The organism is Arthrobacter sp. TmtSoilC51, from assembly GCF_055388015.1.
In genome coordinates, this window is sequence record NZ_AP035877.1 from 2,961,766 (window position 1) to 2,977,341 (window position 15,576).

The following is a 15,576-nucleotide window of genomic DNA, read 5'->3' on the forward strand; positions in this document are numbered from 1 at the left end:
GGACTACTTCGGCACCGGTTCGTGACGCAGATAAGACCGCCGGAAGCGGCCCGTTCCTGCGGTCAGGGCCCTAAGTTCCACGGCGTAGCGTAGAAGTTCCTGATCAGGGACTTCGGCGGTGATCTCCGTACCTTCGCCGTTGGCTGCCGTAGTGCCGGTGACCCGTCCCCTTCGGCCCGACAAATCACTCATCACCGCCCCCACGTGTTCGTCGGGGACGCTGACCACCACGGCTGACACGGGCTCCAGCAGCTGGATCTTGGCCGCTGATGCGGCTTCGCGAAGGGCCAACGCACCGGCTGCCTGGAAAGCCGCGTCCGAGGAATCCACGCTGTGGGTCTTTCCGCCCACCAGGGTGACCTTGATATCCACCACGGGGAACCCAGCCGAAACACCCTTGAGCATCTGGGAGCGCACGCCTTTCTCCACGGAGGTGACGAAGGTGCCAGGAATAACGCCGCCCACTGTTTTGTCAGCGAATTCAAACCCCTCTCCGCGCGCCAAGGGCTCAACTTCGATGTCGCAGATGGCGAACTGTCCATGTCCGCCGGATTGCTTGACGTGCCGGCCATGCCCTGCGGCCTTGCTGGCGAAGGTTTCCCGCAGCGGCGTGATGACCTCCACTGTTTGAAGCTTGACGCCCTGGCCCCGGAGCCGGTCCAGTATCACCTCGGCATGCGCCTCACCCATGCACCAAAGAATCAACTGGTGGGTGTCCTGGTTGCGTTCCACCCGAAGCGTCGGATCTGCGGCGACTACCTTCCCGATGCTCTTGGCCAGCGCGTCCTCATCGCTACGGGAGAGACCTTCGATCGCTATGGGCATCAGCGGCTCAGGCATGTTCCAGGTTTCGATCAGCAGTGGAGCTTCCTTGTCCGAGACAGTGTCCCCGGTTTCCGCATTTGCCAGCTTGCTGATGGCGCATATGTCACCGGCGATGCACTGCGAAACCGCCTTCAAGCCCGATCCGACGGGCGAATACAAATGCGTTACCCGTTCATCGCTGTCGTGGTCCTCATGGCCTCTGTCCGCCAATCCCCTACCCCCGATGTGGATGGCGGAATCTTCACGAAGGCTCCCGGAAAAGACACGGACCAGGCAAACGCGTCCCAGGAAGGGGTCCACCGTGGTTCGTACCACCTCGGCGGCGAGACGTCCTGCAGGATCGCAGTCCAGCGGCTTGAGGGACGAGCCATCGAGTTTCATCACGGGCGGAGCGGTGCGTTCCAAAGGCGAAGGCAAAGCATCAATCATCAGCGCCATGAGCTCGGGAAGCCCCAATCCCGTTTCCGCCGACGTAGCCATCACGGGGAAGAACGAGCCCCTTGCCACTGCGGTCTCCAGGTCGTTGATGAGATCCTCCAGTGGCAACTCCTCGCCGCCCAGGTAGCGGTCCATGAGCGTTTCGTCTTCGCTTTCGGCAATAATCCCTTCAATCAAGGGCCCACGGGCTTCCTCCACTGCGGGATCATCGCTGCTCCCGTGGAGCACCCCTGCCAGCTCGCCCCCGGAGGGGAGGTAAAGCGGGAGGACGGACTCACCGAAAGCTTCCTGGCAACGCACGACGGCGGCGTTGAAGTCCGCGCGTGGGTGGTCCAGGCGGCTGACCACGACAGCGCGCGGCATGCGGATCTTCTCGCATTCACCCCATAAGGCAATGGTGGCGCCGTCGATGCCGTCCACGGCGGAGACGACAAAGAGGGCCGCGTCAGCGGCCCTCAATCCTGCCCGTAATTCGCCCGTGAAATCCGTGTACCCGGGCGTGTCGATCAGGTTCACTTTGACCTCACCCACCAGGATCGGGGCCACTGATAGGGTGACGGATCGCTGCTGATGGATGGCCGACGGGTCCGAATCGCTGACTGTGGTTCCTTCGGTGATCGAGCCCATCCTCGTAATCGCCCCGGTCGCCGCCAGCAGCGCCTCCACCAGCATTGACTTCCCTGCACCTGAATGTCCCACGAGTGCCACGTTGCGTATCTTGGCAGGATCGGTTGCCGCCAGGGCCGTACCGTTCTCGCTTCGCCGGGTCTCGGGTGTGCCGGGCCCGGCCGCCTTGGCCGTCTCCCGTGTGCCCTTCGCGGACATGAGCACCTCCTGGTGTCGTATCCAAGCTCGAAGTTCGAACGCGTCGAAAGGTTCGAACGTGTAAGAGGATTGGACACCCTGAGGCGACCGGAGGGCAAGACCCAGCTTCGGAAATGGCGGACAGGCGCTAGGACTGGACCATCCCCCACAACAGCCATGCTGAGGTGAGGGCGCTTGCGGTGATGACCACGCAGAACCCAGTCAACCACAGGAAGGATGGGATGCCGGTGGTGCGTCCCAGGATATAGGCGTCCGAGGCCGCGAGCCGGTCCCGGCGACGCGTGTGGACACCGGCCAGCTTGAACAGATCCCGCACAGCACCCACTGAAAGGGCCAACCCCAGGGCAAGCACGGCGTAGTTGACCACTGCGGGCGATCCGAACAGGACCAGCAACTGGGCGATCGCTGCGCTGACTACGGCGACGAGGATCCCGGTGAGGTTACGCAGGAAAACCAGGGAGACCAGCAGGATGAGGGCACCGACGGACATCGCGGCTCCTGATCGGCCTGCGGCGAACGCCGCAATCAGGGCAAGTCCAACGACTGCCGGTGCTGGATAACCCCAAAAGCCGGACCAGGCCGCACCGAAAGGACTCCGGCCGCTGCTGACGAGGCGGCCCGAATGGTCCATTCCTATGCGAAGGCTGTGGACGAAGCGCCCCGTCATGAGGGCGGCATAGGCGTGGCCAAGCTCATGGACGAATGTCACGTACAGGCCGAACCATCGCCAGGTGGCGCGGGGGATGCTCAAAACAGTGGCGCCGGCGAGAATGGCCAGCAGTGCGGGCAGGGGCACGGCGGTGGTATGGACCTCGGTGAAGCCACGGACTACAGCCGCCCACCAGTTCTGCAGGAGGTTCACAACACCGGCGATTGGAGGCGGGAACGGAGTCCCGCAACCAGGATCTCCAAACCGAAATCGAAGGCTGCTTCACCGCGTTGATCCGGCGGACCTGCATGCGTGAGCGCCTGCGTAAGCGTCGGGTAGCCGTGAACTGGAGGCGCCCACACGACGTCGGGAGCGGCCAGGTCCAGGGCAAATCCCAACGCGAAACTATCAATGGTGGAAATCGCCGAGACCACATCCTGTCCACGGAAACCAGCGTTTTCCAAGGCGACCGCCAGGTTCTCGTACAGGGCCAGCACTTGGTCGTCCTGAACCGTTTGCAGGACGAGCAGGGGCGCCAGGCGGGGGTGCCGGGCGAAGGCATCGCGGTAGCTGCGGACGATGACCCTCAGGGCGTCCTCCCAGTCCTGCCCTTCATGGAGGGTGTAGGGGCTCTCGGCGATGATCCGCCCGCGCATGAGCTCCAGTATTTCTTCCCGTCCGCTGACGTGGTTGTAAATGGATGATTGGCTGACGCCGATCCTCTTGGCCAGTTTGGGCAGGCTGAAGTCGCCGGCTTCGTCTACCAGCTCCAGGGCGGCAGTGACGAGTGCGTCGATGGATATCAGCGGAACCAGCGGGCGTGGCATTTGGGTCTCCAATCAAAGTGTTGTTACGACTCTAGCCAGAACTTTGCTCGACGGTATTGTGCGCCGAATCACAAGGCTCTACGATAAACGAAAGCCTTTCGCTTATGGATTGGCTCCCCCTTCGAAACTTCCCCGCATTAGACCCCCGAGGACACCATGTCTGAAATCGAAACCCGCCCTCCAGCAGCGGATGCTGGAAACGGGCTCAAGCGGAATGCCATTGGCACAGGCGGCATCGCCTTCCTGGTAATCTCCGCAGCAGCACCCTTGACCGTGATGGCCGGCGTCGCACCTGTGGCCATTGGTATCGGGGGCATTGGCGCTCCCATGGGCTACGTCATCGCCGGCGCTGTGTTGTTGATCTTTGCTGTGGCATTCATGGCCATGACCAAGCACGTCAAAGCAGCCGGCGGCTTCTACACCTACATCACACTTGCCATGGGAAAAACGGTGGGATTGGCCTCCGCCATCCTCGCGATCGTTTCCTACAACTGCCTGCAGATCGGCGTTTACGGGCTGTTCGCGGTCCAAACCCAGGCGATGCTCCGGACGCTCTTCGGCTTGGACGTTCCATGGCCGACAGTAGCGTTGGTGGCTGTCGCGGCCGTCTGGTTCCTTGGCTATCGGGGCATCGACGTTGGCGCAAAGGTCCTGGGCGTCCTGCTCATCGCCGAAACAGCAATTCTTGCCATCATGGGCGCCGGCATTCTGGCGAACGGCGGCGCACAAGGCATCAGCCTTGCCTCCTTCTCCCCCGAGCATGCGTTCACCCCTGGCGTCCTGGCCATCCTGGCCATCTGCTTCGCCGCCTTCATGGGCTTCGAATCCACGGTGCTGTACCGGCGTGAGGCCCGCAATCCGGACAAGTCAGTCCCGCGGGCAACCTACATTGCTGTCGGCTTCATGTCCGTGTTCTACGCCTTCATCGTGTGGACAGTCATCCAGGCCTATGGCGACGGCGACGTGATGGCGGCTGCGGGTGAGTTGGCCGACGGCATGTTCTTCGCCACGATCAACCACTACGTGGGTCCATGGGCAGAAGTGGTGATGTACGTGCTGATCGTGACCAGTGTCTATGCCTCCCAACTTGCTTTCCACAATGCCATCAACCGCTATGTCTACATGCTCGCCAAAGATGGCGTCGTTCCTGCATTCCTCGGCAAGACGCATCCGAAGTACAAGTCCCCGCACCGAGCCGGGCAGATCCAGACAGCCCTCGCCGCAATCGTCATCATCATTTGCGCAATTGCCGGCGCCGATCCTTACAAGCAGCTGCTGATCTGGGTCAACACGCCCGGCATCTTCGGCATTGTCGCTTTGCAGGGACTGGTATCGGTGGCAGCGTTCATCTACCTTCGTCGCAATCCCGCGGCCGCGACCAACCGGCTACTTATTCCCCTCAGCATTGCTTCAGCCATCCTGCTCTTCGGCGTAGCCGCATTGATCGCCATCAACATCGAGCTCCTGACGTTCGCCGATGCCCTCACCAACACCATCCTCCTGCTGGTGACCCCCCTTGTTTTCATGGCAGGCCTGCTGATAGCCCGCAGCCTGCGCAATGCCCGCCCTGACGTCTTTGCCCGGATTGGAAGCTTCGAAACCCATGACTCCTGACCTCATCGTCCTTGCCGACACCATCCACACGCTCGACGACCACCCGGTCAGCGATTCCCGCCAGTCCATCCAGGCCGTTGCCGTCAGCGACGGGGTGATTACCGCCGTCGGAACACGGGAGGACGCCCAGGAGTGGCGGAAGGCCGTCACCCGGGTTGTGGATCTTGATAGCGCAACGCTCACACCGGGCCTGGTGGATTGCCACATCCACCCGGTGTTTGGCCTGGACCTGACCATCGGCTGTGATCTGTCCGGTGCCTCGACGTTGGCTGAAGTACGCTCGCTGCTGCAGGCAGAATCAGCGAACGACGGCGGCTGGTTGCGTGCATGGGGCCTGAACCCGAACGCGTTTGGCTCGGCACCCCTGCACCGGAGTGTGATCGACGAAGTCTCCGGAGACCGGCCAGCCATGATCCGGTTGTTCGACGGCCATTCGGCTTTGGCCAACAGTCGGGCCCTGGAAGTGGCCGGGATCCATGGCCGCTTTGAGTTCGACCAGACCGCTGAGGTGGTCTGCGACGCGGACGGCGTCCCTACCGGCATGCTCCTGGAAGCGGCGGCCATTGACCTCGTGCAACGGCATATCCCGAAGGAGTCGTTTGACGAACGGAAGACCCGACTCGGCAACTTGCTGCGGGACTTCGCACGGTCAGGCCTGACCGGCGGACACGTCATGGACCATGACGAAGAGTCGACAGCACTTTTTCAGGCTTTGGAAGCCGAGGGCGAGCTGCCCCTGCGGCTGCGGACCGCCCCGTGGTGCATGCCAGGCACCGGCGAGGCTGAATGGAAGGAACTTGCCCGTAGCGTAGGCAAGGGCGGGCGCCGCTGGTCCATCGAGGCCATCAAGCTGTTCGTCGATGGAACCGTGGACAACGGGACCGCGTGGCTTTACGAGCCGGATCTCTACGGCCAATCTACTGCGCCCTTCTGGCCGCGGCCGGAAGAATACACAGCTGCGGTTCGCTATTTTGCCTCCCGTGGCATCCCGACGGCCACCCACGCCATCGGCGATGCCGGAGTGGAACATGTCCTGGACGCCTTGGAGTCTCTCCGCGGCGTTGTGCCCGCGGACGTCCTCCGCCAATCCGTCCACCGGATCGAACACATCGAAACCGTGCCGGATGAGCTTGTGCAACGCTTCAAGGACGCCGGCGTGGTGGCGAGCATGCAGCCGACACACTGCACGCATTATTCCGTGGCCGACCACAGCGACAACTGGTCCACCCGGCTTGGCCAGGTCCGTGCCGACCGCGCCTGGCGCTGCAGGGACCTTCGCGATGCTGGGGTTACCTTGGGCATCGGCTCCGACTGGCCGATCGCTCCCTACGAGCCCTTGCCGATCATTGCAGACGCCCAGTTGCGGCGCCGTTCCGGACATCCGGAGCAGGAGCCCATCGCACCTGCCCAGGCACTCACGGCACTCCAGGCCCTTGAGGGCTACACCTCGCACGCGGCACGCGCTGCAGGAATATGGGACGTTTCGGGGTCCATCGAGGTGGGCAAACGCGCCGACTTCACCGTGTTCGAACTCGATCCGCTCACCACGGCCGCTGATGAGTTAGCCGCCAGCAGCGTGCTGGGAACGTTCGTGGAGGGCGAGATCCAGTTCATGCTGGAAAGGCTCCCCTAGCTCCACTGATCCGGAGGGTTACATCCGCCTCTTGGTTTTGCCAGTAGCAACCGCCGTCCACGGGTCTTCGGGCCAGGGATGCCTGGGGTAGCGCCCACGCATCTCTGCCCGAACCTGGGAGTAGGGTCCGGACCAAAACGATGCGAGATCGCCTGTCACGGCCAACGGCCTGCCTGCGGGAGACAAAAGGTGGAAAAGTACTGGCACCCGTCCGCCAACAAGGCGGGGCGTACGGTCCCAACCGAAGCATTCCTGCAGCTTGACCGCCACAACCGGGCTCCCGCCGTCGTGCTGCTCGTTCTGCCGGTCAGGGTGCTCGGAGGCCTCCGAGACCTCTGGATACTCGATCCGTACACGCGAGCCGCTTGGCACTTCAAGGCGCTCAGGAACAAGGCTGTCCAAGTTTGAAGCATCGGGCCATGGGAGCAGGCGCCGAAGTGGATCGCTGAGGTCAATGGTGTTGGTGGGCGTGCCGGTGGCCATGGATTCGAGTTCGGGGGCAAGCCAGTCATCCAACCTGGATAACAGCGCGGATTCGCTGACATCAGGCCACGGATCGCCGAGTACCCGGTACAACAAAGCGAGCCGTCGGCGCAGGGTATCTGCGGCAGCGGACCACCCGATCATCGAGAGTCCTGCTTTCTCCAGTGCAACCGCAACGGCATGCCGGCCCTGCACCGCGTTGGGGCGAACGGGCGTGGAGGACAGCACTAGGGCTCCCAGCCGCCGTTCAAGCCTCGCGGTCACCCGCCCCTGGGCGAAACGTGCCGTCACCTCCTCGACCAAAAGTTCCGGCGCCGCGGCCGCCGCCAGCCCGGCGGACAGGGGCGCCGCCGATCGGATCACGGCGCCCGTGCCCGCGGCATCCCGGCCTTGGGCACGGGAAACCTCGGCCACGGCCAACCAGTCATGCCCGGCCAGGGAACTACCTGCCGGCAAACCAGCCCGGGTGCCCGATGTCAGCAGATACGTTGGTGACCCTTGGCCAGGAACCCGCCTGGCAATACGGTCCGGGAAGGCCAACGCGACCACGAACCCAGGCGCCTCCCCCGCTGTAACGTCCAGCGCGCCTTCCACGACGTCGGAGCTCTCCTGACGCGCGATCGATTCCATCCGTTTAACGTCCTCAGCAAATTGTCGGGCTGCCGGCTCCGATCCCGAATGAAATGAGGCCAACAGCTTTGTGAGGTCGGCGCCCGGCGCGCGTTGGTCACCGGCCACAACTGCGACCGTTTCAGCCGCACGGCGGCGGCCCACCATCGCCGAACCGTCCAGCAGCGCCCGGGCGAGCCGAGGGTCTGCCGGTACCCTGGCCAAAGTCCTGCCCAAGTCCGTGACAGTTCCCTCCGCAGTCACCGCACCGAGCTCCCGAAGGACCTCGATGGCCTCGTCCATGGCTGCGCGGGGCGGCGCATCCGGCAAGGCAAGCCCCCGGCCTCCCGGGGCGCCCCAACAAGCGAGGACCAAGGCGGCGCTGGTGAGGTCGGCCACCGAAATCTCAGGGGTTTGATGTGCCGGCGCCGCTGCGAATGCCTGCTGGCCGTAGCAACGAACCACCCTTCCGGGACCTTGGCGGGCAGCGCGGCCGGCCCGCTGATCGGCCGAGGCCTGTGAGCAGGAGACTGTCACCAATCCGGACATGCCCCTGCCGGCGTCGCGGCGTGGTTCACGTGCGAGGCCGGAATCTATTACCAGCCGGACGCCTGGCACCGTGAGTGAAGACTCTGCAAGCGGTGTTGAAACGATGATTCGGGGCGGTCCGCCAGGTTCCCGGCCGGATACCGCCCGGTCCTGCGCTCCCGGGCCGATCTGGCCGTGCAGCTCAAGCACCTCAACACCAGCCCGGACCCGCCCGCGGAGCCGGCTGGCGACGTCGGACACCTCGCGAACGCCCGGGAGGAAGACCAAGGCGTCAATGTCCCCGTTATGTGCGAGGGCTTCTTCGTGCGCCGCCGCTGCTGTTTCGGCAACGTGGTTCAGGAAGCTGAACGTGACGCCGCGATCATCCAGGCGCTGACCCGCGGCAGGAGCCCAGTCAACTTCCAAGGGGTGCAGCACGGATGGACAATCGACCACTGGAGCAGGGCCGCCGTCGCCGTCCTCCATTTGTCCGTTCCTTCCCAGCAGGGCGGCGAAACGCCTGGCATCAAGAGTTGCCGACATGGCGACCAGCATCAGGTCGCCACGGAGTTCGCGGACTTCGGCGAGCATGCCCACGAGAAGATCGGTTTCGAGGCCGCGCTCGTGGACCTCATCCAGGATCACGGCTTGTATGCCCTCAAGTCCGGGATCAGCCAGGAGGCGCCGCAGCAGGATGCCGGGCGTCACGAACTCCACCACAGTTTCCGAACCCGTTTTGCTCTCGCCACGAACGGTATATCCAACCCTGTCCCCGAGACGGGTGCCGTCCAGCGACGCGAGGCGGCGCGCCGCAGAACGGGCGGCGACACGCCGCGGTTGAGTGACGACGACGCGTGGCCGGTCCGGGTGCCTCTCCGCAACAAGGTTGGCCAGCAGCGGAGGAACAAGCGTGGTCTTGCCGGTACCGGGCGGTGCCTGCACGACTGCCGTGCCGCCGTCGCCCTGGTCTGTCAGGGCCGCTGCCAGTGCCGTGAGGGAATCAGCAAAGACCAGTCCCGTCCCCATGCTGTCCAGTCTGAAAGTCACCAGACCATTGTCCCTGCTGTGTGGAAGGTGAAAGGCCACGCCCCTTGACGGGAGCGTGGCCTTTTCGGTGGTGCTGTGGGTTCTAGCCGATGGTGGACGCATCAATGACGAAACGGTACCGAACGTCAGAGGCGAGGACGCGCTCGTAGGCTTCGTTGATCTTGCTGGCCGGTATGACTTCGATCTCGGCGCCGAGGCCGTGCTCAGCGCAGAAGTCCAGCATCTCCTGGGTTTCGCGGATTCCGCCAATCATGGAGCCGGCGAACCTGCGGCGCCCACCGATGAGGGCGAAAGCATTCACGGGCAGCGGCTCGGCCGGCGCACCAACGTTCACCAGCGTGCCGTCGAGGCTCAGCAGTTGCAGGTAGGCGCTGATGTCGATGGACGCGCTGACGGTGTTGATGATGAGGTCAAACGTACCTGCCAGCTGCTCGAACGTGGCAGGATCACTGGTTGCGTAGTAGTGGTCTGCGCCCAGCTCCAGGCCGTCTTCCATCTTCTTCAGGGACTGCGAGAGGACAGTTACCTCGGCACCCATGGCGTGGGCAATCTTGACGCCCATGTGGCCCAAGCCGCCCAAGCCCACGATCGCGACCTTCTTGCCAGGACCGGCCTCCCAGTGATGCAGCGGGGAGAAGGTCGTGATGCCTGCGCACAGCAGCGGAGCGGCGACATCAAGATCCAGCGCCTCAGGGATAGTGACTACGAAGTCCTCGTTCACCACGACGCTGCTCGAGTAGCCGCCCTGGGTGATGGTGCCATCGCGGTCAACTGCGCCGTAGGTGCCCACGTTGCCGTTGAGGCAGTACTGTTCCTCGCCCGCCAAGCAGTTCCTGCATTCCTTGCAGGAGTTGACCATGCAGCCAACGCCTACGCGGTCGCCCACTTTGTGCTTGGTGACGTTCGGACCAACTTCGGTAACGATGCCGGCAATTTCATGGCCGGGGACCAGCGGGTACTGCTGGGGACCCCAATCGCCCCGGACGGTGTGGATGTCCGAGTGGCAGATGCCAGCGAACTTGATGTCGATGTGGACGTCGTGGGGACCAACCTCACGGCGTTCAATGGTGGTCAGGGTGAGGTCGCCCGTGGCCGAGGGTGAAGCATACGCGTTAGCGGTAGGCATGTTTCTCCTGCGTGGTGAAGATTTTCGGATGCTTCCATCTAACCCCCTTTTCCAAACCGCAAGGAGTTACTGCTGTTAGGGGTACTGACAGGGACTCCCTTGGCAGGCCAAAACCCCTACCGTTGGAAACATGGATAACCGTACCGAGACGCGCGATTTCCTCTCGACGCGAAGAGCGAAGATCACCCCCGAGCAAGCAGGGTTGGCCGCCTATGGCGGCAACCGGCGAGTCCTTGGACTACGCCGCGGCGAAGTTGCCATGCTTGCAGGCGTCAGTGTGGAGTACTACACCCGTTTGGAGCGAGGGAACCTTTCAGGCGTTTCCGATAGCGTCCTTGAGTCCCTGGCCAGCGCCTTGCAACTGGACGACGCCGAACGTGCACACCTATTCGACCTCGCCCGTGCCGCAAATGATGGTGGCCGCTCGCGACGGCGTCCGGTACGGAAGCAGTCCATCCGGCAAAGTGTCCAACTCACTTTGGACGCAATCACGCATTCCCCCGCTTTCGTCCGGAACGGCCGACTCGACATCCTGGCTACCAACGCCTTGGGCAGGGCGCTGTACGCAGACAGTTACGACGCCCCTTCCGGGCCACCCAACCTTGCCCGTTTCCTTTTCCTCGATTCCCGCAGCCATGACTTCTACGCAGATTGGGAACGGGCTGCCAACGACACTGTCGCCATCATGCGGACCGAGGCCGGGCGAAACCCCTATGACCGCGGACTCAGTGACCTTGTGGGTGAGCTGTCCACCCGCAGCGAGGAATTCCGCGTGCGTTGGGCATCCCACAACGTCCGGCAGCACTACACCGGGAAGAAGCACTTCCGGCATCCGATCGTCGGGGACCTGCACGTGCTCTACGAGGCGTTTGAGTTGTCCGCCGATGACGGCCTGACGATGACCATCTACAACGCCGAGCCCGGCACTGGAACGGAGGATGCCTTGCGGCTGCTCGCGAGTTGGGCAGCCACCACGCATCCGGCGTCTCAGGAGTCCGGATTCGGCGAAGTTCTCCCGAAGACAAACCGCAACTGATTCCGCAACGAAAAAAGGAACCATGAATATCACCCCTAAGACCACCAGCACCAAGGGACCGGCGGAGCTCTTCACGGGCGACGTCTACTTCGACGTGATCGCCAAGGGAGACGAGCCTTCGCGGATGCGCGTGAACACCGTTCGCTTTGCTCCTTGCGCCCGCACAGCCTGGCACACGCATGCCGCTGGCCAGACGCTCCATGTGACCGATGGTGTGGGCTTGGTACAAGCGCATGGAGGCGAGGTAAAGGTGGTGCGTCAGGGCGACACCATCTACACCCCGCCGGGCGAATGGCACTGGCATGGTGCGGCTCCGGAGCACTTCATGAGTCACCTCGCCATGTGGGAAACCACTGGCACGCTGGACGGTTCCGAGACAACGTGGGGTGAGCTGGTGACCGATGAGGAATATGGCTATCCGGTTGAGGGTGGTGGCTCTCGATCCTAAAAATGATGCTCCTATTGCTGTCAATGGTCGTTGAGCCAGCTTTCGTAGCGTTTGTGGAAGTTGTCGTCGCGGGTGAGTCCGCGTTCGAGACGGGATAGTGCGGTAGGCCAGACACGGAGGTCATCAGCGGCGGCCTGGAGGGTGATGTTCTTGGCTTTCCGCAGGGCCCGGAGCTGCCCGGCGAAGGGTGCTGGGTGGGGGTGCATGATCTGGTCATAGATTTCACGTGCAACGTAGCGTTTGAGGCAGCGCATGATTTCCTTGGTGGTTTTGCCTTCTTGTCGGCGCCTGGCCACGTAGGTTTTGGTCCGGCTATCACTCATCATCCGTACGAGCACTACGCGATGGATGGCTTTATTGGCTTGCCGGTCTCCGCCACGGCTAAGTCGATGCCGGGTGGTTTTCCCTGAGGCGGCCGGGATGGGGGCAACGCCGACCAGGGCTGCGAACCTTGCCTCCGAGGTGACCCTTTCGGAGTTGTCGCCTACGGTTACCAGCAACTGACTTGCAACGTCAGTGCCAACACCCTGAATGTCCCTGAGCGTAGGGGCGTGCATGGTGAGGATTGCGTCGAGTTCAGTATCGATCAGGGCCACTTCCGTGTTCAGGTGCCGGTAGCGGACAGCCAAGCGCTTGAGAACGATGGCGGTGGCGTTTGGAGGCTCGGCAGGGTCACCGATCGGTCGGCTTTTCTCCAGTGCGCTCATCATTGCAACGCGGCTTAAGCCGCGGTACTTCGCCCGGATGGGCTCAGGAGCAGAGACCAGGATGCTCTTGATCTGAGCCATGACCGCGACCCTTGCCCGCATGGCAGAGTTTCGTTCAGCGCGCAGAACACGTAGTGATTCCACAGCCCCGTCCCTGGCTTTTGGCGTCGCAACCCTGCTGCCGGCAAGTGCAGCTTCCGCAGCCTGATAGGCATCCAACGGATCAGACTTGCCCCGTAGCCGGCGTTCTTGCCGGTTTGGACGCATCACTTCCAGGACCCAGAAGTGCTCCCGACTCAGGACGCGTGCGAGCTCCGCTCCGTAACTGCCTGTGCCCTCCACGCCGATGGACGAGACCGGGCCAAATCCGGTGATGAACTCCACGATCTGCCGGTAGCCGGAACCGACGGCAAGGAACTCCTTGTCCCCTAGATGCCGCCCTGTTTCACTGATGACGGCGACGTGGTGGGTATCGGCATGCGTGTCGATCCCAGCGATGACTTTCGGATGTTGTTTTGCCATGATGAAACTGCCCTGACCTTCTGTTGCGTGCAATGGAACATGAAGGGCACGCCGGCCGGGTGGTCAGACAAGACAGTAATGGGATTCTTTGAGCAGGCTCCTATGAGGTCATGTCCACCTGGCCGCCGCGCTTATTACAGCCTGCGTCACGGCGGACAGATCATTTTGAAGACAAACCACAAGGGCGTCAGTCGGAGGCAGAGTCACACCGCAACACAAGCCAATTCCATCATTACTGTCAGACCCTGGTGGGAGGGTTGATTCATGGAAAGGGTTGGGCAGTTCGCGGCACGTGGGGCGGTAGCCTCCGGTGACGGTGCTGCCCTCTCCCGGGCCAGGATGCGGAGCCTGGGAGCGCCTACCCGGCTCGTCATGGCATACAAGAGTTCGACGTCGATGCTGACACGAGCGGATAATCCCAGACGCCCTGAGCTGCTTCGCGGGCTCGATTCGATAAGGAGTGCACCGCATTCCCCATCCGTCCCGGATGAAACCCTGGATGCCACCGCCAGTCCGGCCCAACCAGGCACCGGCCATGAAGACGTGCACTCAGAGCCCACACCGCCTTCACTAGCCGGCGCCATGGAAACGCTGGTCTCTGCTTTGGAAGGTCCACGCGGGATGGCCGCCACTGAAGCCCGGCTGTTCGGGTTTGTTGAGGCATCACACTTCGCCGGGCGGGTGGAGGAGATCGCCCGGACCGTGGAGTACCTTCAGGTGGTCGCGGCCCAGGCGGTGGAACGGACCCGGCAGGAAGCCCAGCAGGCACACTCCTCCGCCGCGGGCACCAGATGGCGGACAGGCTGGACCGAAACCACAACCGAACTTGAACGCGAACCCGGGGCCGGGACCGAAACCACAACCGAACTTGAACGCGAACCCGGGGCCGGGACCGCATCCTCGAGTCCGGACTCCGCCGCCGCTGTTGGGCCTGCCGTTGTTGGGCCTGCTGCTGTTGGGTCCGCTGCTGTTGGGCCCGCTGCTGTTGGGTCGGCGGATGCTGCCGCGGTGGTGGATGATGGGTACCGCAACGCCGCGGAATTCCTGCGCGCCCGCCTGAGGATCGGCATCGGCGAAGCCAGGCGCCGGCTCGCCCTCGCAGCCCAGGCGCTCCCCCGCGTCGGCATCGCCGGACAACACATCCCGCCCCGCCGCGAAATCCTTGCCAAGGCCCTCGAGACCACGCAGATACCCACCCGCTCAGCGACCATCATCAGCACCGCCCTGGACAAAGTACAGCTCCTCACCGACGAGGACACCCTCGCCGGAATGGAACAAGCCCTGACCACCACCGCCCGTGAATCCGATCCCGGCTTCGTCCTCAAAATAGCCAAACGCTGGACCGACTCGATCGACCAGGACGGGCCCGAACCCAGCGAAGAAATCCTCCGCCAACTCCAAGGCACCTTCATCCGCAAACCCCGCCACGGACTGCACCACCTGGAAATCTTCGCCACCACCGAACAATACGAAACACTCACCACCGCCATGAACACCGCCACCAACCCCCGCCTCACCACCGGCAACGGCGACACCGGGAAAGGCGACACCACCGGGGACAACCACACGACGGGCGGGCCGGGCACGGGCGGCCAAGCTGGTGAGCCTGCCGGTCAGCGTCATGGCCGGAACGGATCAGCCAGCCCGGACCTGGACCGCCGCTCCCGCGCCCAGAAACTCCTCGACGGCCTCGTCGGAGCCTGCGGTGTCGCCCTGACCACCGCGAAGCTGCCAGCCAACGGCGGACTCCGGCCCCAGGTCATGGTCACCATCAACCACCACGACCTCCTCCAGGAACTCACGAACACGGCCAACACCCCAACCCGGCCCAGCTCCGGCGCCGCCACGTTCAGCGGCCCGATCCACCCCAACACCATCCGAAAAATCGCCTGCGACGCCGACATCATCCCGGTCCTGCTCGGCACCGAATCCCAGGTCCTGGACATCGGCCGCACCACCCGGATCTTCCCACCACACATCCGCAAAGCCATCACCGCCCGGGACCAAGGCTGCGCCTTCCCCGACTGCACCATGCCAGCACCCTGGTGCGAAGCCCACCACATCACCTACTGGTCACACGGCGGCACCACAGGAACCGAAAACGGCACCCTGCTCTGCAGCCACCACCACCACCTCATCCACAAAGAACACTGGACCATCACCACCAACACCGGCGTGCCCTGGTTCACCCCACCACCACACATCGACCCCCACCAAACACCACGCCGCAACCACCACCACACACCCCTCAGAACATAA

The 15,576-nt window shown here is 63.4% G+C and carries 11 protein-coding genes; 5 read left to right on the forward strand and 6 right to left on the reverse strand.

Features of this window, described 5'->3' with window-relative positions:
* Window positions 1-3 precede the first annotated feature (3 nt).
* The 3 genes from ACZ5G6_RS13480 to ACZ5G6_RS13490 all read right to left on the reverse strand — a co-directional run bounded on the left by ACZ5G6_RS13480 (window position 4) and on the right by ACZ5G6_RS13490 (window position 3,564).
* Window positions 4-2,088 carry an elongation factor G-like protein EF-G2 gene (locus ACZ5G6_RS13480; protein WP_498685928.1) on the reverse strand — a complete coding sequence of 695 codons (2,085 nt, stop codon included), beginning with the start codon at window positions 2,086-2,088 and terminating at the stop codon, window positions 4-6.
* Between the two features lie 127 nt (window positions 2,089-2,215).
* Window positions 2,216-2,950 (reverse strand): M50 family metallopeptidase, encoded by a 735-nt coding sequence (locus ACZ5G6_RS13485; protein WP_498685929.1) that lies wholly within the window; start codon window positions 2,948-2,950, stop codon window positions 2,216-2,218.
* Window positions 2,947-3,564 carry a TetR/AcrR family transcriptional regulator C-terminal domain-containing protein gene (locus ACZ5G6_RS13490; protein WP_223932922.1) on the reverse strand — a complete coding sequence of 206 codons (618 nt, stop codon included), beginning with the start codon at window positions 3,562-3,564 and terminating at the stop codon, window positions 2,947-2,949. The genes ACZ5G6_RS13485 and ACZ5G6_RS13490 overlap by 4 nt, the downstream gene beginning before the upstream one ends.
* 156 nt (window positions 3,565-3,720) lie before the next feature.
* Here ACZ5G6_RS13490 and ACZ5G6_RS13495 point away from each other — a divergent pair, with 156 nt between their 5' ends.
* Window positions 3,721-5,178: an APC family permease gene (locus tag ACZ5G6_RS13495; protein WP_498685930.1), complete on the forward strand. Its 1,458-nt coding sequence runs from the start codon at window positions 3,721-3,723 to the stop codon at window positions 5,176-5,178.
* Complete coding sequence (locus ACZ5G6_RS13500) at window positions 5,168-6,811, forward strand: amidohydrolase (protein WP_498685931.1); 1,644 nt, start codon at window positions 5,168-5,170, stop codon at window positions 6,809-6,811. Before ACZ5G6_RS13495 ends, ACZ5G6_RS13500 begins: the two co-directional genes overlap by 11 nt.
* An 18-nt stretch (window positions 6,812-6,829) precedes the next feature.
* Here the strand turns inward: ACZ5G6_RS13500 and hrpB are convergent, their stop codons facing one another.
* Together hrpB and ACZ5G6_RS13510 are read right to left on the reverse strand one after the other, a co-directional pair.
* Window positions 6,830-9,457: an ATP-dependent helicase HrpB gene (gene hrpB, locus ACZ5G6_RS13505; RefSeq protein ID WP_498691855.1), complete on the reverse strand. Its 2,628-nt coding sequence runs from the start codon at window positions 9,455-9,457 to the stop codon at window positions 6,830-6,832.
* 103 nt (window positions 9,458-9,560) lie between these two features.
* Window positions 9,561-10,604, reverse strand: a complete 1,044-nt coding sequence (locus ACZ5G6_RS13510) for an NAD(P)-dependent alcohol dehydrogenase (protein ID WP_223932925.1) — start codon at window positions 10,602-10,604, stop codon at window positions 9,561-9,563.
* Between the two features lie 130 nt (window positions 10,605-10,734).
* On the opposite strand from ACZ5G6_RS13510, the gene ACZ5G6_RS13515 reads away from it, so the two are divergent.
* Together ACZ5G6_RS13515 and ACZ5G6_RS13520 are read left to right on the forward strand one after the other, a co-directional pair.
* Window positions 10,735-11,640: a helix-turn-helix transcriptional regulator gene (locus ACZ5G6_RS13515; RefSeq protein ID WP_498685932.1), complete on the forward strand. Its 906-nt coding sequence runs from the start codon at window positions 10,735-10,737 to the stop codon at window positions 11,638-11,640.
* 22 nt (window positions 11,641-11,662) lie between these two features.
* The gene (locus ACZ5G6_RS13520; protein WP_498685933.1) at window positions 11,663-12,088 is read left to right on the forward strand and encodes a (R)-mandelonitrile lyase; all 426 of its coding nucleotides are present in this window, start codon (window positions 11,663-11,665) and stop codon (window positions 12,086-12,088) included.
* A 20-nt stretch (window positions 12,089-12,108) separates the two neighbouring features.
* On the opposite strand, the gene ACZ5G6_RS13525 is transcribed toward ACZ5G6_RS13520, so the two are convergent.
* Window positions 12,109-13,317: an IS110 family RNA-guided transposase gene (locus tag ACZ5G6_RS13525; protein WP_498685934.1), complete on the reverse strand. Its 1,209-nt coding sequence runs from the start codon at window positions 13,315-13,317 to the stop codon at window positions 12,109-12,111.
* A gap of 264 nt (window positions 13,318-13,581) precedes the next feature.
* Here ACZ5G6_RS13525 and ACZ5G6_RS13530 point away from each other — a divergent pair, with 264 nt between their 5' ends.
* Window positions 13,582-15,576: a DUF222 domain-containing protein gene (locus ACZ5G6_RS13530; RefSeq protein WP_498685935.1), complete on the forward strand. Its 1,995-nt coding sequence runs from the start codon at window positions 13,582-13,584 to the stop codon at window positions 15,574-15,576.

Bases quoted from the DNA above. Each gene is read 5' to 3' on its own strand.
- ACZ5G6_RS13480 (WP_498685928.1), bottom strand. From the start codon at position 2,088: ATGTCCGCGAAGGGCACACGGGAGACGGCCAAGGCGGCCGGGCCCGGC.
- ACZ5G6_RS13495 (WP_498685930.1), top strand. From the start codon at position 3,721: ATGTCTGAAATCGAAACCCGCCCTCCAGCAGCGGATGCTGGAAACGGG.
- hrpB (WP_498691855.1), bottom strand. From the start codon at position 9,457: ATGGGGACGGGACTGGTCTTTGCTGATTCCCTCACGGCACTGGCAGCG.
- ACZ5G6_RS13520 (WP_498685933.1), top strand. From the start codon at position 11,663: ATGAATATCACCCCTAAGACCACCAGCACCAAGGGACCGGCGGAGCTC.
- ACZ5G6_RS13530 (WP_498685935.1), top strand. From the start codon at position 13,582: ATGGAAAGGGTTGGGCAGTTCGCGGCACGTGGGGCGGTAGCCTCCGGT.
- ACZ5G6_RS13515 (WP_498685932.1), top strand. From the start codon at position 10,735: ATGGATAACCGTACCGAGACGCGCGATTTCCTCTCGACGCGAAGAGCG.
- ACZ5G6_RS13500 (WP_498685931.1), top strand. From the start codon at position 5,168: ATGACTCCTGACCTCATCGTCCTTGCCGACACCATCCACACGCTCGAC.
- ACZ5G6_RS13510 (WP_223932925.1), bottom strand. From the start codon at position 10,604: ATGCCTACCGCTAACGCGTATGCTTCACCCTCGGCCACGGGCGACCTC.
- ACZ5G6_RS13525 (WP_498685934.1), bottom strand. From the start codon at position 13,317: ATGGCAAAACAACATCCGAAAGTCATCGCTGGGATCGACACGCATGCC.
- ACZ5G6_RS13490 (WP_223932922.1), bottom strand. From the start codon at position 3,564: ATGCCACGCCCGCTGGTTCCGCTGATATCCATCGACGCACTCGTCACT.